20 protein-coding genes are annotated in these 20,787 nt (G+C 44.9%); 11 read left to right on the plus strand and 9 right to left on the minus strand.

The window, feature by feature from the left end; translation table 11 throughout:
* Nucleotides 1–204 precede the first annotated feature (204 nt).
* Nucleotides 205–576 (minus strand): hypothetical protein, encoded by a 372-nt coding sequence (locus tag ZYMOP_RS02270; RefSeq protein WP_013933744.1) that lies wholly within the window; start codon nucleotides 574–576, stop codon nucleotides 205–207.
* Between the two features lie 94 nt (nucleotides 577–670).
* Nucleotides 671–1,693: a cysteine synthase A gene (locus tag ZYMOP_RS02275; protein ID WP_013933745.1), complete on the minus strand. Its 1,023-nt coding sequence runs from the start codon at nucleotides 1,691–1,693 to the stop codon at nucleotides 671–673.
* 146 nt (nucleotides 1,694–1,839) lie between these two features.
* Here ZYMOP_RS02275 and purL point away from each other — a divergent pair, with 146 nt between their 5' ends.
* Nucleotides 1,840–4,044: a phosphoribosylformylglycinamidine synthase subunit PurL gene (purL, locus tag ZYMOP_RS02280; RefSeq protein ID WP_013933746.1), complete on the plus strand. Its 2,205-nt coding sequence runs from the start codon at nucleotides 1,840–1,842 to the stop codon at nucleotides 4,042–4,044.
* 68 nt (nucleotides 4,045–4,112) lie between these two features.
* Here the strand turns inward: purL and ZYMOP_RS02285 are convergent, their stop codons facing one another.
* Entirely contained in the window at nucleotides 4,113–5,444 is a 1,332-nt protein-coding gene (locus tag ZYMOP_RS02285; protein ID WP_013933747.1) for a UDP-glucose dehydrogenase family protein, read from the minus strand.
* 234 nt (nucleotides 5,445–5,678) lie between these two features.
* Nucleotides 5,679–6,035 (minus strand): 6-carboxytetrahydropterin synthase QueD, encoded by a 357-nt coding sequence (queD, locus tag ZYMOP_RS02290; protein WP_013933748.1) that lies wholly within the window; start codon nucleotides 6,033–6,035, stop codon nucleotides 5,679–5,681.
* 256 nt (nucleotides 6,036–6,291) lie between these two features.
* Here queD and ZYMOP_RS02295 point away from each other — a divergent pair, with 256 nt between their 5' ends.
* Together ZYMOP_RS02295 and ZYMOP_RS02300 are read left to right on the plus strand one after the other, a co-directional pair.
* Entirely contained in the window at nucleotides 6,292–6,486 is a 195-nt protein-coding gene (locus tag ZYMOP_RS02295; protein ID WP_013933749.1) for a hypothetical protein, read from the plus strand.
* Nucleotides 6,487–6,665: 179 nt separating this feature from the next.
* On the plus strand, nucleotides 6,666–6,890 hold the full coding sequence (locus tag ZYMOP_RS02300) for a hypothetical protein (RefSeq protein ID WP_013933750.1): 225 nt from the start codon (nucleotides 6,666–6,668) through the stop codon (nucleotides 6,888–6,890).
* Nucleotides 6,891–6,979: 89 nt separating this feature from the next.
* Here the strand turns inward: ZYMOP_RS02300 and ZYMOP_RS02305 are convergent, their stop codons facing one another.
* From ZYMOP_RS02305 to recR, 3 genes are all read right to left on the minus strand, one after another.
* Nucleotides 6,980–8,326 (minus strand): DNA recombination protein RmuC, encoded by a 1,347-nt coding sequence (locus ZYMOP_RS02305; protein WP_013933751.1) that lies wholly within the window; start codon nucleotides 8,324–8,326, stop codon nucleotides 6,980–6,982.
* A 114-nt stretch (nucleotides 8,327–8,440) separates the two neighbouring features.
* Complete coding sequence (gene def / locus ZYMOP_RS02310) at nucleotides 8,441–9,001, minus strand: peptide deformylase (RefSeq protein WP_013933752.1); 561 nt, start codon at nucleotides 8,999–9,001, stop codon at nucleotides 8,441–8,443.
* A gap of 24 nt (nucleotides 9,002–9,025) precedes the next feature.
* The gene (recR, locus tag ZYMOP_RS02315) at nucleotides 9,026–9,622 is read right to left on the minus strand and encodes a recombination mediator RecR (RefSeq protein ID WP_013933753.1); all 597 of its coding nucleotides are present in this window, start codon (nucleotides 9,620–9,622) and stop codon (nucleotides 9,026–9,028) included.
* 145 nt (nucleotides 9,623–9,767) lie between these two features.
* On the opposite strand from recR, the gene fmt reads away from it, so the two are divergent.
* From fmt to ZYMOP_RS02355, 8 genes are all read left to right on the plus strand, one after another.
* Nucleotides 9,768–10,673, plus strand: coding sequence for a methionyl-tRNA formyltransferase (gene fmt / locus ZYMOP_RS02320; protein ID WP_013933754.1), 906 nt, complete (start codon nucleotides 9,768–9,770; stop codon nucleotides 10,671–10,673).
* The gene (gene truA / locus ZYMOP_RS02325) at nucleotides 10,670–11,407 is read left to right on the plus strand and encodes a tRNA pseudouridine(38-40) synthase TruA (RefSeq protein WP_013933755.1); all 738 of its coding nucleotides are present in this window, start codon (nucleotides 10,670–10,672) and stop codon (nucleotides 11,405–11,407) included. Before fmt ends, truA begins: the two co-directional genes overlap by 4 nt.
* Before the next feature lie 12 nt (nucleotides 11,408–11,419).
* Nucleotides 11,420–11,764: a DUF167 domain-containing protein gene (locus tag ZYMOP_RS02330; protein ID WP_013933756.1), complete on the plus strand. Its 345-nt coding sequence runs from the start codon at nucleotides 11,420–11,422 to the stop codon at nucleotides 11,762–11,764.
* A gap of 152 nt (nucleotides 11,765–11,916) precedes the next feature.
* Nucleotides 11,917–13,248, plus strand: coding sequence for a 30S ribosomal protein S12 methylthiotransferase RimO (gene rimO / locus ZYMOP_RS02335; protein WP_013933757.1), 1,332 nt, complete (start codon nucleotides 11,917–11,919; stop codon nucleotides 13,246–13,248).
* A 164-nt stretch (nucleotides 13,249–13,412) separates the two neighbouring features.
* Nucleotides 13,413–14,801, plus strand: coding sequence for a leucyl aminopeptidase family protein (locus ZYMOP_RS02340; RefSeq protein ID WP_013933758.1), 1,389 nt, complete (start codon nucleotides 13,413–13,415; stop codon nucleotides 14,799–14,801).
* Nucleotides 14,802–14,933: 132 nt separating this feature from the next.
* Entirely contained in the window at nucleotides 14,934–15,830 is an 897-nt protein-coding gene (locus ZYMOP_RS02345) for a C40 family peptidase (protein ID WP_013933759.1), read from the plus strand.
* A gap of 4 nt (nucleotides 15,831–15,834) precedes the next feature.
* On the plus strand, nucleotides 15,835–16,773 hold the full coding sequence (gene argC, locus ZYMOP_RS02350) for an N-acetyl-gamma-glutamyl-phosphate reductase (protein ID WP_013933760.1): 939 nt from the start codon (nucleotides 15,835–15,837) through the stop codon (nucleotides 16,771–16,773).
* A 48-nt stretch (nucleotides 16,774–16,821) separates the two neighbouring features.
* On the plus strand, nucleotides 16,822–18,528 hold the full coding sequence (locus ZYMOP_RS02355; RefSeq protein WP_013933761.1) for a tetratricopeptide repeat protein: 1,707 nt from the start codon (nucleotides 16,822–16,824) through the stop codon (nucleotides 18,526–18,528).
* A 59-nt stretch (nucleotides 18,529–18,587) separates the two neighbouring features.
* On the opposite strand, the gene ZYMOP_RS02360 is transcribed toward ZYMOP_RS02355, so the two are convergent.
* Together ZYMOP_RS02360 and ZYMOP_RS02365 are read right to left on the minus strand one after the other, a co-directional pair.
* On the minus strand, nucleotides 18,588–19,814 hold the full coding sequence (locus tag ZYMOP_RS02360) for a dihydroorotase (protein WP_013933762.1): 1,227 nt from the start codon (nucleotides 19,812–19,814) through the stop codon (nucleotides 18,588–18,590).
* Nucleotides 19,811–20,770 (minus strand): aspartate carbamoyltransferase catalytic subunit, encoded by a 960-nt coding sequence (locus tag ZYMOP_RS02365; protein WP_013933763.1) that lies wholly within the window; start codon nucleotides 20,768–20,770, stop codon nucleotides 19,811–19,813. Before ZYMOP_RS02365 ends, ZYMOP_RS02360 begins: the two co-directional genes overlap by 4 nt.
* Nucleotides 20,771–20,787 lie beyond the last annotated feature (17 nt).

The raw sequence follows: 20,787 nt of genomic DNA on the forward strand, positions 1-20,787 counted from the left end.
TTTTCAATAGTTATTCCATTCAGGATTGAATGGGTTAGAAACCTCACACAAAATATGAAAAACAATCCTGTTACGGCTGAAAATACATAGAATTTTAAGAATGAAGATATAGGCTAATGGGCACTTAACACTGAATTAATCAAAAATAGCCTAGCGCAAGAAAGCGTAGAGATCAAAATTTTATATAAACAGGTTAGCCTGTTTTCATTGGCTGTTATCCGGAAGGGTATTATCTTCGTTATCACTATACGGTATTTTATTTTGAGTGGAGGCTGTGGGAAGGCTAGAAAGATCGGGTAAGGGTGGTTTTATATTACCTCCTGGCAAAACGCCTAACTCCGCCAGAGGATCATGAGGGGGTTCTTTTTCCAAGGCGTCAAGATTAACACGCCCGTTTACCGTTGCCGCTATATCACCATTGAGCGCCACGCTAGTCTGATTATCTTCTTTAGGGGCCAGCGTTAATAAGACTGCGGCAAACGCTACCAAAAGTATAACCCCAGCCAAACCGGTAAGGCCAACCTTTATTCGATGACCACTTTGTATATCTAAAAACTTGGGTGGTTTTTCTGGCATGATAATGAAAGCACTATCCCGAAATAAAATAGGACAAAAATCATTTCATCCCTAACAATCCTATAATGACTTTTAGTTTTTTTATAACAAAAATTTAAGCAAGCAGCCATTCAGGCACAGTAAGATCATGATCAACAAGCCAATGACGATTATAAAGCGTTGAAAGATAACGTAGGCCAGAATCAGCTAAAATAGTCACGATCGTTTTTCCCGGCCCTAACTCTTTGGCTAACCGTACAGCACCGGCTACATTAATGCCCGAGGATAATCCGATGGATAGCCCTTCTTTTTGAAGAAGCTGATAAATCTGATGGAGCCCTTCATCATCACTAATCTGGAATTGAGTATCCACCGGAGCCCCATCCAAATTAGCCGTTATCCGGCTTTGTCCGATGCCTTCTGCTATGGAATGCCCTTCGGCGCGTAATTCTCCCATAGTGTAGTAATTATATAAAGCTGCTCCATAAGGGTCAGCCAAGGCAATAACAATGTTAGGATTATGTTCTTTTAATCCAAGACCTGTTCCAGCAAAGGTGCCGCCTGTCCCAGCAGCGCAGACAAAACCGTCAACGCGCCCTTCCGTTTGCGTCCATATTTCTTGTGCCGTCGTTCGGATATGCGCCATTCGATTGGCCAGATTATCAAACTGATTGGCCCAGATCGCGTTGTCGGTCTCTTGCGCTAATCGACGAGACATATGAACATAATGGGCCGCATTAGAATAGCTGGTCTCCGGGACTAAAACTAACTCTGCCCCTAAAGCTTGAAGTGTCGCAATCTTTTCCTGACTTTGCGTTTCTGGCATAACAATAATCGTATGATAACCCTTTGCAGCCCCTACAAGGGTCAGACCGATGCCTGTATTTCCAGTAGTGCCTTCTACAATCACGCCACCGGGATAGATTTGTCCTTGTTGCTCGGCATCTTCGATTATAGAAAGGGCAGCTCTATCCTTAATTGACCCACCGGGATTGAGAAATTCGCATTTCGCATAAATATCGCATCCGGTAAGGGCGCTGGGGCCTTTTAGCCGGATAAGCGGTGTATTCCCGATTAAATCAAGAATATTTTTAGCCTTGGCAGGCATAAAAAGAGCGGGTGAGGATGCAGTCTTCATAGGGTCTTCTCATAACGAAGCTTACCTCTGACGCCAAGTAAGCTTTGATGAAGTGGTCTATAGAATATCTCTATAATACATATAATTTTCATTTAAGATCGGTTGGGTGCTGACATAGGCCTTACACTTCGCTATCGGCTGAGATTATGACCGATCAAAACAGTAGCATCACCGCCGAGACTGTGGCCAGTCATGGCTTATCCCCTGAAGAATATGACACCATTAAAAAGGCGCTTGGAAGAACGCCCAATCTGGTGGAATTAGGCATTTTTTCTGCCATGTGGTCAGAGCATTGCTCTTACAAGAGTTCGCGTCGCCATTTAAAAGGGCTACCGACCACAGGTCCACAGGTTATTTGTGGCCCCGGAGAAAACGCCGGTGTTGTCGATATTGGGGATGGACAGGCCGCCATTTTTAAAATGGAAAGCCATAATCACCCCAGTTATATCGAACCTTATCAAGGCGCTGCCACCGGCGTTGGTGGTATTTTACGTGATGTCTTTACCATGGGTGCAAGACCTGTTGCCAATTTAAATGCGTTACGCTTTGGTAGCCCCGATCATGCCAAGACTGCCCATTTAGTCTCTGGTGTTGTTGCCGGTATTGGCGGTTATGGTAATTGCGTCGGTGTGCCGACTGTTGGGGGGGAAGTCAATTTTCACCCCGCTTATGATGGGAATATTCTCGTTAATGCGATGACGGTAGGGGTCGCTGAAACCAATAAGATTTTTTATTCTGCTGCTTCGGGGGCAGGTAATTCAATTGTTTATGTAGGTTCAAAAACAGGTCGGGATGGCATCCATGGTGCCACTATGGCATCGGCTGAATTTGCAAAAGATGCTGAAGAAAAACGTCCAACGGTACAGGTTGGCGATCCTTTTTCTGAAAAACTACTGATTGAAGCTTGTCTTGAACTGATGGAATCCGATGCCATCGTTGCTATTCAGGATATGGGGGCCGCAGGCCTTACTTCCTCAGCGGTAGAAATGGCTTCCAAGGGTGAAGTTGGCATTGAATTGAATATGGATGCCGTCCCTTGCCGTGAAGAAGCGATGACACCCTATGAAATGATGCTTTCTGAGTCACAAGAACGCATGTTGATGGTGTTAAAGCCCGGACGTGAGGCAGAAGCGGAAGCCGTTTTTAAAAAATGGGAATTGGACTTTGCTATTATCGGGCGTGTTACCGATACCAAACATATGGTGCTGACATGGAAGGGTGAAACGGTCTGCGATATTCCGTTAGCACCTTTAGCCGATAATGCGCCTTCCTATGACCGTCCATGGATACCAACAGCCGCAGCAAAACCATTGGCGCCTGTGGCGGCTATAGGCAGCCTTACCGAAAATCTTGTAACATTGGTGGGGTCTCCCGATCTTGCCAGCCGTCGTTGGATTTGGGAACAATATGACCATATGGTCGGTGCGGATACCGTCCAGCGCCCCGGTGGTGATGCGGCTCTTGTTCGTGTACATGGCACGAAAAAAGGATTGGCGATGAGCACGGATGTAACGCCGCGCTATTGTTTGGCGGATCCGGTCGAAGGCGGAAAACAAGCTGTAGCGGAATGTTATCGCAATATAACAGCCGTAGGCGCCCTTCCCCTTGCCAGCACAGATTGCCTTAACTTCGGAAATCCTGAACGTCCCGAAATTATGGGGCAGATTGTGGGGGCGATTAAAGGTATTGGCGAAGCCTGTCTGGCGCTTAATATGCCGATCGTTTCTGGCAATGTTTCCCTTTATAATGAAACCCGTCGTGACGATGGAAGCAGCCTTGCAATCTTGCCGACGCCGACTATCGGCGGTGTCGGGTTAATTGAAGATTGGGAAGACAGTGCTACCATCGCCTTCAATCAAGCCGGAGAAGAAATCTACCTCATTGGCAATAGCGGTGAAGGTCATCTGGGACAGTCCTTATGGTTACGTGAAATAGCGGGCCGTGAAGAAGGCCCCGTCCCTCCTGTCGATTTAGAGCAGGAAAAGAACACGGGTGATTTTGTTCGGACGATGATCCAAGGCAAAATGGTCGGGGCTGTTCATGATATTAGTGATGGTGGTTTGGCTGTCGCTCTTACGGAAATGGCCCTTGCGGGTAATCTGGGTGTCACCGTGGAAGCCCATAATAAAGACATCCCATTACATGCCTACTATTTTGGAGAAGACCAGGGCCGTTATTTGGTCGCAACTTCAAACGCCGTGGCTTTGGTATCGGCTGCTGAAAAAGCGAATGTCTCCATTTTCCGTTTAGGTGTAACGGGCGGTTCCGATATTGTCTTAGATGGACAAACGGTTTCTTTGGATCGTTTAAGAACAGCGCATGAAGCGTTTTTCCCTGAACTGATGAAATAAATTTGGAGTTATATTATTCAAAAGAGGCTTACCCAAAAATGGTAAGCCTCTTTTTTAAGTCTCAAATTTTAGAAAAAAGCAGGTTTATCAGAAATATTCGGGCGACCGATACCATGATAAACAAGGCCTGCCCGTGCCGCTTCTTCTGGTGTATAGATATTCCGCAAATCAAGGAGCAAGGGGTTACTTAATGATTGAGCAATACGTTTCAAATCCAAGGCCCTAAACGCATCCCATTCGGTAATAATAACTAAAGCAACTGCATCTTCGGCCACTTTGTAAGGATCATCAACAAAAGTGACATGAGGCAGTAAAGGCCGAGCTTGTTCTATACCTTCGGGATCATACGCATGAATCAAGGCACCGGCATCTTCCAATCCTTGAATTAAGGCCAAGGAAGGTGCATCCCGCATATCATCGGTATTCGGCTTAAAAGTTAATCCCAGCACCCCAATCTTACAACCGCGGACATCTTTTCCGATAGCCCGTAGAACTTTACGTGCCATGGCTCTTTTTCGACTATCATTAGCGGTAACGACAGATTCTACTATTCTAAGAGGAGTCGAAAAATTTTCGGCAGTCTTCAAAAGAGCCAGCGTATCTTTAGGAAAACAGGAACCACCATATCCTGGGCCTGCATGTAAAAATTTAGGGCCGATTCTATTGTCTGCACCGATGCCCCGAGCAACATCTTGCACATCACCGCCCACCACTTCACAAAGATCCGCTAATTCATTGATAAATGTAATTTTTGTCGCCAAAAAAGCATTAGCCGCATATTTAATTAATTCGGCTGAACGACGGCTAGTAAATAAAATCGGGGACTGATTGAGATAAAGCGGACGATAAATCTCCTGCATAATCTCACGAGCTTCTTTTTGCTCCGTCCCGATAACAATACGATCAGGCCGCTTAAAGTCTCCGATAGCGGCCCCTTCACGTAAAAATTCAGGATTAGAGGCAACCCATATTTTACGATTAGGGGCGACTTCGCGGATAATGCGCTCTACTTCATCGCCTGTCCCGACAGGCACGGTGGATTTATCAACGACGACGGTATTATCCGAAACAGAGGCTGCAATTTCTCGTGCTGCTGCAAAAACATAGGTTAAATCAGCATGACCATCACCGCGTCTGGACGGGGTACCAACCGCGATAAAAACCGCATCCACATCTTTTACTGAAGATGTAAGGTCACTGGAAAAGGATAGCCTTCCTGCTTTAACATTCCCTTCTACCATATTGGCAAGACCGGGTTCATAGATTGGCATGACCCCTTTTTGGAGGAGGTCTATTTTTTTCTGATCATGATCAACACAGATTACTTGATGACCGAAATCAGAGAAGCAAGCGCCAGAAACCAGCCCGACATAGCCCGAACCGATCATTGCAATGCGCATAAAACCAAAATCCTTTTTTATCCTGAGTATTTGAGCTCAGACTATAGTGATAGGGGTTTGCCGATTTATGAATTTGTCTAGCAAAGCCAATAATGATTAAAACGAAATATTTCAGAAATTATTACTGATCTTCTTAAGATAGGCGATGAATAAACATCTCAATAAGAGATTTTATAAGAAGAGGATCAAATTTCTTTAAAACGTCTTTGTTTTTATTGCAGATTACTTCTAATCTTAATCGCCTAAATATTCTGCCCATGAATGGGGTGTTTCATAGACTAAAACAGCCGCTAATAACGGAAGATCTGTTTTGATTTTCTGCCATATCCATTGGGCGATATGTTCTGCCGTTGGATTTTCCAGTCCCGGAATATCATTCAGACAATAGTGATCTAATTGTTTAAGGACAGGGCCAAAAATATGTTCAACGTCGAAAAAATCTATAACAAACCCAGTATTTGGATTAACGGGGCCTTCCAATCGTAATTCAACGCGATAGCTATGGCCATGTAAACGATAACATTTATGGCTTTTTGGCACATGCGGAAGACGGTGCGCGGCCTCAAAAGTGAAGGCTTGCGTAATTCTCATATCTTTCTCACGTAAATTTTAAGGTTCATTTTCCAAAGGAATGCCAAGGAAAACAATGAAAAGGCTTTATAACGCTAATTAAAGAGTTAGCGCATCTCTTTTCACTCTCTTTTCAAAAAAAATAAATATTATTTTTTTATTATGAATTTTTTATTCACAAAAAAATGATAACGATAATATTTATCAATAGACGTCAATAGAAAGCTCTGTTAATTTCCTGAAATTCGGAACAGAATTGGACAAGGTAAGAGATAATATGCGTGTTTTCTTTTCTCTTTTTGTAGCCGCCGGTATTTTAACGATGGTACCGCCTGCACAGGCTCACGAAGCCTCTTCTGTTGCAAAAAAATCTATGATGAAATGTAAATGTAAGGGGTGTCATGGAGCGGCTTCGCATAAAGATGTTTCACACAGTAGTCTTTCTAAAGAAATGCCCGAAAAGGCTTCTTAATTAAAAAATCAAGCTTTTAAGATACAAAAACAGCAGTAGGATAAACCCTTATCCTGCTGCTGTTTCGTGTTTGTATCCGTATAATGTGCAATATGCTGTTAATTTGGAGTGGCTTATTATCGACAAGAAAGCAAACGGCTGACATTTTTAGATATATGAAACTTTTAGGAGAAATAATAATGCGTATTTTATTGCCTGCCCTGACAGCATTCGCCGTATTAACGGCTGCAGCTCCGGCGATGAGTGCGCCTTGCCGTGATGCCAAAGGTAAATTTACAAAATGTAGTGTTGAGAAAAAAACCGTTTCAAAACGCTGTCGGGATGCCAAAGGTAAATTTACAAAATGTAGCCCAGAAAAAGAAACTGCGGATGGTCAAACCACGATGATGAAATCATCTACCTAAAATTTTATACAATAAAACTTAAAAGAAGGGAGGTTGAAATTTTTATCAACCTCTTTCTTTTTTCACTATTTTTTCGATATTTATAAGAATTAGTCTTCTGCGACCAAGCGGGGCATAATTTCAAGATTCGGTGCTTCTTTAAGCATCTGATCTTTGGTTTCAATATTCAAATCTCGAAATTTACGGGCAGTCACGAGAACACGAGACTCAAAAGAACCGACAAATTTATTGTAATTCTTAACGCTGTTTTCCAAGCTGCTTCCCAAAGCTCTCATATGCGAATCCACTCGACTAATGCGCTCATAGAGTTCTTTGCCTAATTCTCCAATTTTACGCGCATTATGCGCTATATCTTCTTGCCGCCAGACAGCGGCAACCGTACGCGCAATCGCAATAAGATTAGTAGGCGTCGCCAGCAATACACGCTTTTGAAAGGCATATTCCCAAAGGTTATGATCTTGTTCTAACGCGGCTGATAAGAAATGTTCGCCCGGAATAAACATAATGACATAATCGGGGGCTTCCTTGAATTGATCCCAGTAACTTTTCTGGCTTAAGCCATCAATATGATTTTTAATCGCCTTGCTATGTGCTGCCAAATAAAGCTTTCTGGCATCCTCTTCTACCGCATCATAAGCGTCTTGATAGGCATTTAAGGAAACTTTTGAATCAACGATCAAAACGGAACCATTGGGTATTCTTATAAGAGCATCGGGACGAAGACGGCCCTTTTCAGTATTAATGCTGACCTCAGTTTCAAAATCAACATATTCACTGAGACCACAGGATTCTAGAACATTACGAAGCTGTTGTTCGCCCCAGCAACCCCGCGCTTTGGGTGCGGTCCTTAAGGCATTGACCAGCTTGTTGGCTTCATTTTTAACCGCATCCTGTCCTTCCCGCATAGCCGCAACCAAACTCGTCAAACTGCCATATTCTGTTTGACGCAGCTGTTCGGCCTGTTTAACCGATTCTTCATAGCGCTTCAGGCTTTCCCGAACAGGCTGTAATAAAAGCTCAAGCTTAGCTTCACCTTCGCGTTCTGATTGAGAAAAACGGCTTTGCGCTTGTTCTAAAAATTGTCCATGCGCTTTTTCTAATGTTTTCGCGGCTAAACTATCAAATTTCTGGGAGAGCGCTTCTTCTGTAGCCTTTAATTGCTCTATTTGTATCGAATAGGCTTTTTCCCGCTCTTCTTCACCCCGTTTATAGGCTGCCTGTTCTGCTGTTAAAGAGGACGCCTTTTCACGCCAGCTTTCCAAATCCCGTTCAAGCTGCGGAATTCTTTTGATCTGCACTTCTGCCTTGGCAAGATCCAAAGCCACGTTTTTCAGGCTATCCTTGTCCTTTTTAAGATGTTTTATATAGCAGAATAAAGGCAATGCGCCGAATATAAGGCCTAAAATTAATGCAATGATCGGCAAAAGCGCATTCATTAACAGCTTTCCTTGATTTTGAAGAAAGGGAAAGAGTCCCTAACCCCTTTCCTATAAGCCTGAAAAAACGCTTTTACCGTACCTAGTAACTAATCCAAGTCCAAGTTATGAGGCTTAATAGACCTCTTCACGATTTTTACGCTCTTTTAATAGCTTTTTCATCAATATACCGCGTTTTAATCGCGACAAATGATCTATAAAAAGAATGCCTTCAAGATGATCAATCTCGTGTTGAAGACAGGTGGCCAGCAACCCATCAAGACGCTCTTCATGCGGCATCCCGTTACGATCAAGCCATTTAGCATGAATAACTTTAGGCCGTTTTACATCAGCATATTGATCAGGGACAGATAAACAGCCTTCGTTATAAATAGATTCTTCATCACCTTCCGGTGTTATCTCGGGATTGATGAAAACTAGCGGCGTATGTTTATTTTTATCCTTGCCTTTATCGTTATCTTTACCCTCATTTTCATCAGGTGACTGAAGATCAATCACCAACAATCGCTTGGCAACCCCGACTTGAATAGCCGCTAATCCGATACCCGGGGCTTTATACATCGTTTCAAACATATCATCGATCAGGGTCTGTAGATTCTGATCAAAATTTTCTACAGGCACTGATTTTTCACGAAGACGAGGATCAGGCACTTCTATGATGGGCAATACCGCCATAATTACTTTCTCTAAAACGAGTTTTCAGGCTACGGGCCGTCTGGCGCGTAGGGCTTGAGCCAAGGTGCCATCATCTAAATAGTCAAGTTCCCCCCCAACAGGCAAACCATGCGCTAATTGTGTGATACGCACCGGCATATTTTCTAAACTATCAGTGATATAATGGGCTGTTGTCTGACCTTCCAGTGTCGCATTCATCGCCAGCACTACTTCTTTGATTTTACCACCTTTAACCCGATTGATCAAAGCTTCTATGGTAAGATCTTCGGGTGTTATCCCATCAAGCGCTGACAACCGGCCCCCCAAAACGTGGAATCGTCCTGAAAACAAACGCGAGCGATCCAGTGCCCATAAATCGGCGACCTCTTCAACCACACAAAGCAAAGCATCATCACGGCGAGGATCGGAACAGACAGAACACGGATTAGTCGTATCAATATTACCGCATTCAGAACAAACCGTCAGGCTTTCTTGTACTGTTTCCAACGCCTTTGCCAGACTATGAAGCGCGGTTTCTTTCTTCTTGATAAGATAAAGTGCAGCACGACGGGCAGAGCGCGGCCCGAATCCCGGTAAACAGGATAAACTTTTTATAAGGTTTTCAATAGGAGAAGCGGACATAGTCAATCTGATAAACATTTCCATAAAAATCGGTAGCCTATTTACCATGAAAGGCCGCTCAAAATCGGGTTTTTTCTATAAAATTGAAAAAATTATGTTAATTCCCGACTTGCAATCTCGGACTGATCACGCTCTTTTCTGCGTTATGAAAATTATCTTCATGGGGACGCCCGACTTCGCTTTGCCGACGCTTAATGCGCTTGTAAAAGCAGGACACGATATTCTCGCGGTTTATTCTCAGCCACCCCGACCAGCCGGTCGGGGCAAAGCCCCGCGGCCTTCGCCTGTCGAACAACGGGCACGCGCGCTTCATATAGAAGTACGCACACCCGAATCTTTAAAAAGCGCTGAGGTTCAAAAGGCATTTTCAGCTTTAAATGCCGATGTTGCCGTCGTTGCAGCTTATGGCTTGATCTTACCGGCAAATATATTGGCAATGCCTAAAATGGGATGCCTGAATGTTCATGGTTCACTTCTACCAAGATGGCGGGGGGCCGCCCCTGTGCAAAGGGCTATTTTAGCCGGAGATGAAGAAACGGGTGTAACCATTATGCGGATGGAGCGGGGCCTTGATACGGGGCCAATGCTCAAAATCGGGAAAACACCGACGGCTGATAAAAATGCCGCGATACTCTCTGATGAGATTGCCGAGTTAGGTGCAAAATTAATGGTAGAGGTTCTGAATGCGCCCTCAGATTATCCACCACAGCCACAACCCGAAGAGGGGATAACTTACGCGGCCAAGATTGAAAAAGCAGAGGCCCTACTCGATTTTTCAAAGGGAGCCGTCCAAGCTGAACGCCAGATAAGAGCCTTTGCGCCTAAACCGGGAGCCTTTTTTCTCTATAAAGAAGAAAGAATCCGAATATTAGAAGCCCAAATATCCCCGCAAGCGGGCGCTATCGGGAAAGTTTTAAATGATAGCCTTTTAATCGGATGTGGCACGGATTCTTTGCAACCTGTTGTGGTTCAACGCGCAGGTCGTAATCAGATGAAATTGGCGGATATGTTGCGCGGCTTTACTATTGATGTGGGTACCACACTTTCATGAAGCGTTATCGCCTGACAGTAGAGTTTGACGGTCGCCCCTTTATGGGATGGCAACGACAAAAACATGGGCCATCGGTTCAGGGCGCTATCGAAGAAGCGGGCTTTTCGATAACCAATCACCCTTCCCCTGTTCAAGCGGCAGGACGCACGGACGCGGGTGTTCATGGTTTAGCCATGACAGCGCATATTGATATAGCCCGTGAATTTACGCCTTTTCGGCTTATGGAAGCCTTAAACGCGCGTCTAAAACCGCAACCCATTGCCATTTTGGCCTGTGAATCTGTGGATAGCGAATGGCATGCCCGATTTTCCTGTGTTGGGCGGCGCTATCTTTACCGTATTATTAATCGGCGTGCGCCCTTAGCATTAGAGGCTGGCCGCGCATGGCGTATTACGAAACCTTTGGATGCCGAGGCGATGGACAAAGCCGCCAAAAGACTGATCGGGTTACATGATTTTACAACTTTCCGTTCGGTGCATTGTCAGTCGCAAAGCCCTGTCAAAACATTGGATAATCTTGATGTCACACGAAACGGCGATAGTATCGAAATAACAGCCGCCGCCCGATCTTTTCTTCACCATCAAGTGCGCTCGATGGTGGGGTGCTTGGCCCTGGTGGGGCAAGGGCAATGGAATGCGGATACTATGTCGGAGGCATTGGAAGCCCGTAATAGAGCAGCATTAGGCTTCAATGCGCCCCCTGATGGCCTCTATTTTACACAAGCTATTTATTGATTATAAGAAGCTATGACGCATTCAGAAATGAATACCGACGCATTACCCTATACCCCTGTCGCAGATGGTATCCGGATTGCCTTGCGCGTTACGGCGCGCGCCAGCAAGACCGGATTCACCCAGCTTGATAAAGATAGTTCGGGACGGGGGCTTTTTCGTATTCGGGTAGCAGCACCTCCGGTTGAGGGCGCTTCTAATAAAAATCTTATGGCTTATTTGTCCAAACAGTTTTCGGTTTCAAAAACGGCTGTCAGCATTGATTCTGGGGAACATTCGAAAATCAAAATTATTCATATTACAGGTAATGCGCCTGAACTGTCCCAAATAGCGGATAAGGTCATTTCTAAAATTAGCTAAGCCTCATTAAGCATCCTATAAGGCTGGATGGTTTATCTAGCCTTATAGAAGCTGTTTTTTTGTAAAATAGCCTTGGAATATCCGGCATAGCCTGTCTAAGGGCGAAAAATATCTCGCCAAGAAAACAGCAATAATTTATTGGCGTTTCCTACATGATAAAAAAACTTCCCTCCGCTCCCAAAATTGGCATGGTCTCTTTGGGCTGTCCCAAGGCTTTAGTGGACAGCGAACGCATTTTGACGCGCCTGCGTTCAGAAGGCTATGACCTATCCTCAGATTATGATCAGGCTGATGTCGTTCTGGTCAACACCTGTGGCTTTATTGATTCTGCCAAAGAAGAAAGCCTTGAAGCTATTGGTGAAGCTATTGCTGAAAATGGCAGAGTAGTCGTTACAGGCTGTTTGGGACATGAAGCGGATCGTATTCGGAACCGTTTTCCCGATGTATTGGCTATTACCGGCCCACAACAATATGAAGACGTTGTCACGGCTATTCATGAAGCTGCCCCTATTGAGGCTTCGCCTTTTCTCAATCTGGTGCCCGAACAGGGTTTGAAATTGACCCCGCGCCATTACAGCTATCTTAAAATATCTGAAGGCTGCAATCATCGTTGTAGTTTCTGTATTATTCCTTCCTTGCGGGGTGATTTAGTCTCTCGCCGTGTGGATGCTATTTTGCGTGAAGCTGAAAAATTGGTGGCCGCAGGCACCAAAGAACTTTTGGTCATTGGGCAGGATAGCTCGGCTTATGGGGTCGATTTGCGCCATGAATCCTTTCAGTGGAAAGATCGGTCAGTCAAGGCCGATTTAACGGAGTTGGCGCGGGGATTGGGCGAATTAGGAGCATGGGTAAGACTGCACTATGTTTACCCTTATCCGCATGTAGATCAGCTTATTCCTTTGATGGCGGAAGGTTTAATTCTTCCCTATCTCGATATTCCCTTTCAACATGCCGCCCCTTCTGTTTTGAAAAAAATGAAACGGCCTGCAAATGAAGTGAAAATATTAGATAGATTACAAAACTGGCGTTCGATGGTGCCTGATATTGCGCTTCGTTCAAGCTTTGTCGTCGGCTTTCCCGGCGAAACCGAGCAGGATTTTCAATATCTATTAGACTGGTTAGAAGAAGCGCAGCTTGATCGCGTAGGGGCTTTCCGTTTTGAGGCTGTAGAGGGCGCAGTAGCGAATAGCTTTGACGGCGCGGTTCCTCAAGAAGTCAAAGATGAACGGTATCAACGCTTGATGGAAAAGGCGGCGGCTATTTCTGCTGCAAAATTACAGGCTAAAATCGGACGCAATATTCCGGCTATTATCGATATTGTCGATGGTGAAGGAGGAGCATCGGGTAGAAGCTATGCTGATGCGCCAGAAATTGATGGGGAAGTCCATCTGCGGGATGCGGGTCATTTAAAAGTGGGTGATGTCATTACTCTTCATGTCGAAGATGCGGATGAGCATGATCTTTTCGGTGTTGCTTTAGATTAAAGAATAGTCTTGGCTTTTGCTTTTAGAAAAGCCAAGATAAAAATATAAAGTTAATGCGTATCAAAAACAGTTTTTAATAGCTTTTGGATGCTATTTACGCTCTCGTTATAAGCATTCATTTTATTAAGTCCGTCTCATTTTCTGTATCTGAAGGAGTATTAAAGATGCGTGCGTTTCAATCTTTACTGGCTACGGATCAGGGACAGCCTGCGCAGGCAATAGAGACGGTTACCGTTGAACAATTTGAAAAGATTATTGCGGATAAAGACCCTAACTTTAACGCCGCCGCCAAGCTTTCCCAATTTACAGGCCAACCTGGTAGCTGTCTAATTTTACCTGCTACAGAAAAGCAGGCATGGCAAATTTATGTGGGCGTTTCAGAAAAACATACCGTTTGGGATCTTGCAAAGGCAGCCAGTTTTTTACCAGAAGGCTGCTATCGGTTGAGAGCCAAGAATAGCCCGTTATTAGCTTTAGGGTGGCTATTGGCGCAGCATCATTTTGATCGTTATCGTTCTAAATCCTCCCTTCGCCCTGAATGTCAGCTTTTGATTGATGCCGATCAAAATATTGTGGACGAAATTATCGCCCAAGCTGAAGCTGTCGCTATGGTAAGGGATCTTGTGGATACCCCCGCCTGTGATTGCGGGCCTGAGGACTTACAGCACAAGGTAAAAGAGATCGCGGAATCTTTTCATGCCAAAGTGACCGTGACAAAAGGAGAAGATTTAGAAAAAGGCTATCCCATGATTGCAGCGGTTGGTAGAGCTGCCGCCCCTCATCGGATGCCCAGACTTATCGAATTACATTGGGGTGATCCCGACAAGCCCAAAATTGCCCTTGTGGGAAAAGGCGTGTGTTTTGATTCAGGGGGGCTTGATATTAAGCCGTCTTCATCCATGCTCCTGATGAAAAAAGATATGGGGGGTGCTGCGCATGCCCTCGCCCTCGCCTATTTAGTGATGGCCTTGAAATTACCTGTTCATCTCCATCTGTTAATTCCTGCCGTTGAAAATGCGGTATCTGGCGATGCCATGCGTCCCGGTGACATTCTTAATAGTCGGAAGGGCACAACGGTTGAAATTGGGAATACTGACGCTGAAGGACGGTTAGTATTGGCTGATGCTTTGACCAAGGCTAGTGAATCTCGACCTGAACTGATTATTGATTTTGCCACTTTAACGGGGGCTGCCCGTGTAGCGCTGGGGCCGGATTTGCCCGCCTTATTTTCTAATGATGACGCGTTGGCGCATGCCTTGGCTGATGCCGGTAAGAGCGTTGATGATCCATTATGGCGATTACCGTTATGGTCGGATTATCTTTCTATCCTGAAATCGACGATTGCTGATATTAATAATGCAGGTGCCGGCGGTATGGCGGGCGCGATTACAGCAGCTTTGTTTTTACAAGAATTTATTTCAGATCAGGTCAAATGGGCCCATTTTGATACCTTTGCGTGGCAACCAGTAGCAAAAGCAGGTCGTCCGAAAGGGGGTGCCGCTTATGGTCTTTTGGCTTCATGGAAAATGTTAAAAGATCGTTTTTCTGAATAATTAAAAATATTTTGGAGAAATAAGCTCAAAAAACGGTTTTCTTTTTTAGAAAATATTTCTGTAAATCTTTAATTCATAAGGAATTCTGATCTTACGAGTAATTAATTATCCTATATAAGAGGAAGAGGGAAGATGACTGTTACGAAAAAGAAGACGCCTGTTTTTTGTCTAACGGAAAAATCTTCCTCTTTCGATCCAAGGATTAATGCTTTTAAAGATGGCTTGGCGGATATAGCCCTTGCCGGCAAAATTTTTTCTTCTCATTATGCAAAACCTATCATTCGTTATTGTCATAACAAAGCGACTTTTCTGCAAAAAGAAGCCCGGGAAGATAGCCAGTCTGTCAGTCAATTATTACCGGGTGAAGCGTTTGCTATTGTAGAAATTATGAATGGTTGGGCTTGGGGATATAGCCTTCATGACCATTATGTAGGCTATTTGCCTCTTCAATCCTTAATTTTGCCCCCTCCTCGATCTCCATCTTATATAGTAACCGCTTTACAAACCCCTGTTTTTTCAGCAGCAGATATAAAATCACAACCTACTTTTTTCTGGTCAATAGGGTGTCGTTTTTCAGGTGAACCTATTGATGATTTTATAGTGACAGAAGCGGGCTATATTCATAAACGTCATGCTTGTTTATCAGAAGATTTAGAAAAAAATTTTCGTGATCCAGCGGGTATTGCAGAAAAATTGGTAGGATTGCCCTATCTTTGGGGTGGTCGTGGCTGGGGGGGTATCGATTGTTCCGGTTTAATACAGGTAAGTCTGATGATGACTGGACGATCTGTTCCCCGCGACAGCGATATGCAGCAGGCGGTATTAGGAAAAGAGATAGCGCCTGAAATACCGCTTCTTCGCGGGGATTGTATCTTTTTTTCGGGCCATGTTGGTATGATGCTTGATGAAGAACGAATAATTCATGCCAACGGCTTTTGGATGGCAGTAACGATTGAAAATTTATCGGATGTTGTCGCTCGGTTATCAAAATTAAATGCCTTGCCTATTTTGGCCCGGCGGAGATTATAAAATTATGACGGCTATTTTTATTGACGGAGGGGCTGGTACAACCGGCCTTGAAATTCGGGAACGACTGGCCAGTCGATCTGAATTTTCTTTTATTACTTTGGAAGAAAGCCGTCGCAAAGACCAAAAGGCGCGCCATGAAGCCTTAAATAATGCTGATATTGTTATTTTATGCTTACCTGATGATGCCGCCTGTGAAGCTGTTGCCATGATTGAAAATCCAGCAACACGAGTAATCGATGCCTCTACAGCCCATCGCACGGCGCAAGACTGGATATATGGATTACCGGAATTAACCAAAGGGCAACGTGAACGGATTAAATCTGCTCGTTTCGTTGCTAACCCGGGCTGTTATCCCAGCGGATTCTTATCTTTAGTACGCCCGTTAACCGAAGCCGGTGTGATACCGCATGATAAAATGCTGACAGTGCATGCCGTTTCCGGTTTTTCGGGTGGTGGACGAAAGATGATTGAAGCCTATCAGCAGGATAAACCTGTTTCGGCCTTTAATGCTTATGGTCTTACCCTTAATCACAAGCATATTCCAGAAATGAAATACCATGCCGATTTAGCGCATTCACCGATTTTTGCGCCTGCGGTTGCCCCTTGTTATCGAGGTATGCTGGTACATGTACCCTTATCTTTAGCAGATTTAAGGAAAAAGGTGACGCTTGCAGATTTACACCAAATATTAGCGACGCATCATCAAGATTCAGTGACTATCCGTGTTCAAGCTTTGGCTGAAACAACAGAGATCAAACAAATTCAAATCGAGCATTGCGCAGGTAGTGACCGAATGGAATTATTTGTTTTTGGTAATGAAAAAAATGGACAGGCTTTATTAGTGGCAGCCCTTGATAATCTTGGTAAAGGCGCAGCAGGTGCGGCTGTCCAAAATATCAATCTGATGTCAGGATGTGACGAAACAGCCGGTTTGCGCTTGTAATTTGTATTTTTACTTTCTGGTTAAATTTTGCTGAAGAAGAGCCTAGCTTTGAAAATTTTTTTTAGGGTGACCGCTCTGGCAGCGGTAATAATATCGGGCGTTACGGCTGCTAGCGCTGATATTGTCAGTGACCGTATGGCAGCCGTTGTTTTGTCTGAACAAGCCTATCGCCAACAACCAGATAATTCAGAAATACAGTTTAAATTGGGGCGCGCCTATTTGATGGCGGGACGATATCTTTCCGCTTGGCAATGTTTCAATAAATTGGTTATTCGTGAACCCAATAATGACAAAGCACGGCTTTATATGGCGCTGGCGGCCATTGGCAGTAATAATCGAGCCGCAGCACAAAGTATATTAGCGCCTATCACAAAAATTCCTCCTGTTGATTTGGGATTGGCCTTGGCTTTGGCGGGGAATCCTGCGGCGGCTATCGCTCAATTGGAACCTCTTTCAACGACACCCGCTGCCACCCCCAAGTTGCGTCAAAATCTGGCTTTTGCCTATGCTATGGCTGGGCGCTGGAACGAAGCTTCGCAAATGGCAGGCCGTGACCTACCACAAGAACAGGTGAGTGCTCGATTAACCCGATGGAGTAACATCATCCAAGAAAAGGATGGTGCGGCTCAGCTTCAGGCTTTTATTGGCGTGCCTCGCGCTAAGGATTATGGTTTTCTTTCGCCCCCTATCCGACAAGAAGATAAAAATACGAACCTCAACAGGCCAATAACGGTTGCTTCAACGACAGAGGACAGCAAAAAGAATGCACCTGTGCCTTCCTCAAACCTCAATAAGCGGCCTCCTTTAGAAATCGCAACGCTAACACGATCTGAACCGGCGTCACAATCTGCTTCAAAACCCGGTATTTCGGAAACTCAGGTGATAGTGTCCACGCAACCATCGCCTGTTGTGGCAAGCAAAAACGCACCCCTATTATCCGTTGAGACTCTCGATAAAAAACCTGAAGCAGCAAAGGAAACGACAGTTGCCTCCGTTACGCCTTCTCAAGAAACAAGAACAACGCCTTCAACAATAACCGAAATCAATTTGCCTTCTTCAGAGGATATGCCCAAAGCAACGGCTTCTGGGAACAGTCCTGAACTTGCTTCCCAGACAGAAGAAAAAGTAAAAGAAATCGAGCCCGTTTCTAAAAAGAATATGGCGCAAAGGCCTATCGAGAAGCAAAACAAGAAAACGTTAAATCTTCCAATCCAAGAAATTTTAGCGCAAAATAAGAAGATACCCTCTCAACCGGATTCATTATCTGATGATAGAGATACCTCTAAATCGCCTGTAAAGACTTTGACCAAAACAGCCAGTGTAAAAGAATCTATAATTGATAAAGAATCCCGAAAAGATCAGTCATCCGCGTTAAAAACACAGGGAATAATTTCGGGTTCAAATTGCCCATTATCTTCTGGGACAGCTTCGCATGATAGCTGTCATATTATCAGTCATCCCGCCATCCAATTGGCAACCCATAAATTACCGATTGTACCCGCTGTTTCCAACCAGATGCAAAAAATGTTCACGGCTATGCAAGGAAAAGTCCCTGCTGTCTCAAAATACAAATTTATACCTTATAGCGATGAAAATAGTCCAGTTTATCGGTTATTATTAACAGGTTTTGCCAATGAACAAGAAGCTAAGACTATTTGTAATGCCTTGATGCAAAAAGAAACGCCTTGTTTATTGTCAAGCTACAAGGAAGCTGTTTATACGCCTAAAAATGGGAATAAAAAGAAAGAAAAATAGTTTTAGGAAGGCATGAGCAGGCGTCCCTTCTTCCAGGAAGAGACGCCTTGAAACGGCGCTTATAAAAGGACTTGCCCCCCCTTTATCGTATGAAGCACCTGCCCTTGCAAAGTTTCTCCGTCAAAAGGCGAGTTACCTGCCTTTGCAGCCATTTCTGCGCTATCAAGCTTCCAGCTTTTTTCAGCGTCAAAAATAATAAGATCGGCTTCTTCACCTTCCGCCAATCGCCCCCCTGCACAGCCCAATAATTTGACAGCATTACCTGATAACAGATTGGCTAAACGGGCAAGATCGATAACACCCTGATGAACCATCGTTAAAGCGGTAGCCAGCAGTGTTTCTGCCCCCGCCATCCCAGGTTGTGCATCAACAAAAGGCAATCTTTTGTCTTCTGGCCCACGGGGATCATGCGCCGAACAGAAAATATCAATCGTTCCATCCCGTACAGCTTCGATAGAGGCTAGACGATCTTCCTCTGATCGTAACGGTGGTGATAAACGCGCAAAAGTACGGAAACCTTCAATCTGTTTTTCTGACAGTAAAAAATAGGCCGGATTAATGCCACAGGTAACCTTCACGCCGCGTTTCTTAGCTGCTCTTATCAGTTCAAAACTACGCGCGGTAGTAAGCTGGGAAAAGTGAATTTTGGCACCCGTTTCTTCAGCCAGCATTAAATCACGTGCAACCGCCATGGCTTCTGCAATAGCAGGGGCTGCCTGTAATCCTAAATGGCTAGCGACTTCCCCTTGGGTGGCAACACAACCCGCAGTAAGCCCCCCATCTTCAGCATGAAGAATGACAGTCAAGTCGAGAGATCGGGCATAATTTAACAGCCGATACATCAATCCAGAATCGGCAATCCACTGACGCCCAGTAGCGACCGCTTTCGCCCCTGCCATTTTCATCAAGCCGATTTCGGCAAGCTCTTTTCCGGCTAATCCCCGGCTAGCTGCCGCGAGAGGATAAATCCACGCATGGGGTTTACCTGCTTGCGCCGCGCGTTGCACTAAAGCCGCTTCATCTAAAGGCGGTGACTGATCCGGCATCAAGGCTGCACGCGTAATCCCGCCACGCGCAAAGGCAGGTAAATCAATAGCAAAAACGCCTATATCGACAATGGCCGGGGCAATATAATGTCCCTTGGCATCCATAATCTCATCGGCTTTTGTGGTATCAATATTACCTACAGCGATAATATGACGATCTTTTATTAAGATGCCACCTTTAACTATTTTTTCGGTAACCGGATCAATGAGTCGACCGTTCGTTATTGCCAATAAGGTCATGCCCAGCCTTTCACAGCACGTCTTTGACGGGTTAACACATCAAGACAGGCCATTCTTACAGCAACACCCATCTCGACTTGTTCTGTAATCGCAGAATGTTTGGGATCATCGGCAACAGCGGAATCAATCTCGACACCACGATTTAATGGACCGGGATGCATAACCAAGGCATCATCAGCTGCAAGCTGTAGTTTTTCAACGGTTAAGCCAAATAAGGCATGATATTCCCGCAAGGAAGGAATAAAACCACCCGACATTCTTTCGCGTTGTAGCCGGAGCATCATCACAACATCAGCACCCGCAATCGCTTGATCGAGTTCGGAAAAGACCTCTACACCAAAAGATTCTATGTGATCCGGCATCAGCGTAGGCGGCGCAACAACCCGCACATGAGCGCCTAGCTTTTTCAACGCAATCATATTGGATCGGGCGACTCGACTGTGCATAATATCGCCACAAATTGCGACGATCATACCTTCAATCCGCCCCTTACGACGACGGATAGTCAGGGCATCCAATAAAGCTTGCGTAGGATGTTCATGTTGGCCATCGCCCGCATTCAGCACCGGACAATCGACCTTATCAGCGATCAGCTGTACCGCGCCTGATGCCTGATGACGAATAACAAGCATATCCGCGTGCATGGCATTCAGCGTTACTGCTGTGTCTATCAGGGTTTCGCCTTTTTTAACGCTTGATTGGGCTACCGCCATGTTGACGACATCCGCCCCTAAACGTTTGCCTGCAATCTCGAAAGAGAGCAATGTTCGGGTCGAATTTTCAAAAAAAGCGTTAATTTGGGTCAATCCGGCCAAACTATCATCATGTTTAACCGCCGCTGCCCGATTAAGGGCAACCCAGCGTTCGGCCTCATCCAGCAGAAAATGAATTTCAGGAGCCGATAAAGGCGCTATGCCAAGTAAATGGCGATGGGGAAAAGAAGAATTTAGCGACATCGGGATAGTGGCTTACT

This window comes from Zymomonas mobilis subsp. pomaceae ATCC 29192 (assembly GCF_000218875.1).
Taxonomy (GTDB): domain Bacteria; phylum Pseudomonadota; class Alphaproteobacteria; order Sphingomonadales; family Sphingomonadaceae; genus Zymomonas; species Zymomonas pomaceae.

Bases quoted from the DNA above. Each gene is read 5' to 3' on its own strand.
- argC (WP_013933760.1), top strand. From the start codon at position 15,835: ATGACGGCTATTTTTATTGACGGAGGGGCTGGTACAACCGGCCTTGAA.
- ZYMOP_RS02275 (WP_013933745.1), bottom strand. From the start codon at position 1,693: ATGAAGACTGCATCCTCACCCGCTCTTTTTATGCCTGCCAAGGCTAAA.
- ZYMOP_RS02340 (WP_013933758.1), top strand. From the start codon at position 13,413: ATGCGTGCGTTTCAATCTTTACTGGCTACGGATCAGGGACAGCCTGCG.
- fmt (WP_013933754.1), top strand. From the start codon at position 9,768: ATGAAAATTATCTTCATGGGGACGCCCGACTTCGCTTTGCCGACGCTT.
- ZYMOP_RS02365 (WP_013933763.1), bottom strand. From the start codon at position 20,770: ATGTCGCTAAATTCTTCTTTTCCCCATCGCCATTTACTTGGCATAGCG.
- ZYMOP_RS02295 (WP_013933749.1), top strand. From the start codon at position 6,292: ATGCGTGTTTTCTTTTCTCTTTTTGTAGCCGCCGGTATTTTAACGATG.
- recR (WP_013933753.1), bottom strand. From the start codon at position 9,622: ATGTCCGCTTCTCCTATTGAAAACCTTATAAAAAGTTTATCCTGTTTA.
- truA (WP_013933755.1), top strand. From the start codon at position 10,670: ATGAAGCGTTATCGCCTGACAGTAGAGTTTGACGGTCGCCCCTTTATG.
- ZYMOP_RS02300 (WP_013933750.1), top strand. From the start codon at position 6,666: ATGCGTATTTTATTGCCTGCCCTGACAGCATTCGCCGTATTAACGGCT.
- ZYMOP_RS02330 (WP_013933756.1), top strand. From the start codon at position 11,420: ATGACGCATTCAGAAATGAATACCGACGCATTACCCTATACCCCTGTC.
- rimO (WP_013933757.1), top strand. From the start codon at position 11,917: ATGATAAAAAAACTTCCCTCCGCTCCCAAAATTGGCATGGTCTCTTTG.
- purL (WP_013933746.1), top strand. From the start codon at position 1,840: ATGACCGATCAAAACAGTAGCATCACCGCCGAGACTGTGGCCAGTCAT.
- queD (WP_013933748.1), bottom strand. From the start codon at position 6,035: ATGAGAATTACGCAAGCCTTCACTTTTGAGGCCGCGCACCGTCTTCCG.
- ZYMOP_RS02345 (WP_013933759.1), top strand. From the start codon at position 14,934: ATGACTGTTACGAAAAAGAAGACGCCTGTTTTTTGTCTAACGGAAAAA.
- ZYMOP_RS02270 (WP_013933744.1), bottom strand. From the start codon at position 576: ATGCCAGAAAAACCACCCAAGTTTTTAGATATACAAAGTGGTCATCGA.
- ZYMOP_RS02360 (WP_013933762.1), bottom strand. From the start codon at position 19,814: ATGACCTTATTGGCAATAACGAACGGTCGACTCATTGATCCGGTTACC.
- ZYMOP_RS02285 (WP_013933747.1), bottom strand. From the start codon at position 5,444: ATGCGCATTGCAATGATCGGTTCGGGCTATGTCGGGCTGGTTTCTGGC.
- ZYMOP_RS02305 (WP_013933751.1), bottom strand. From the start codon at position 8,326: ATGAATGCGCTTTTGCCGATCATTGCATTAATTTTAGGCCTTATATTC.
- def (WP_013933752.1), bottom strand. From the start codon at position 9,001: ATGGCGGTATTGCCCATCATAGAAGTGCCTGATCCTCGTCTTCGTGAA.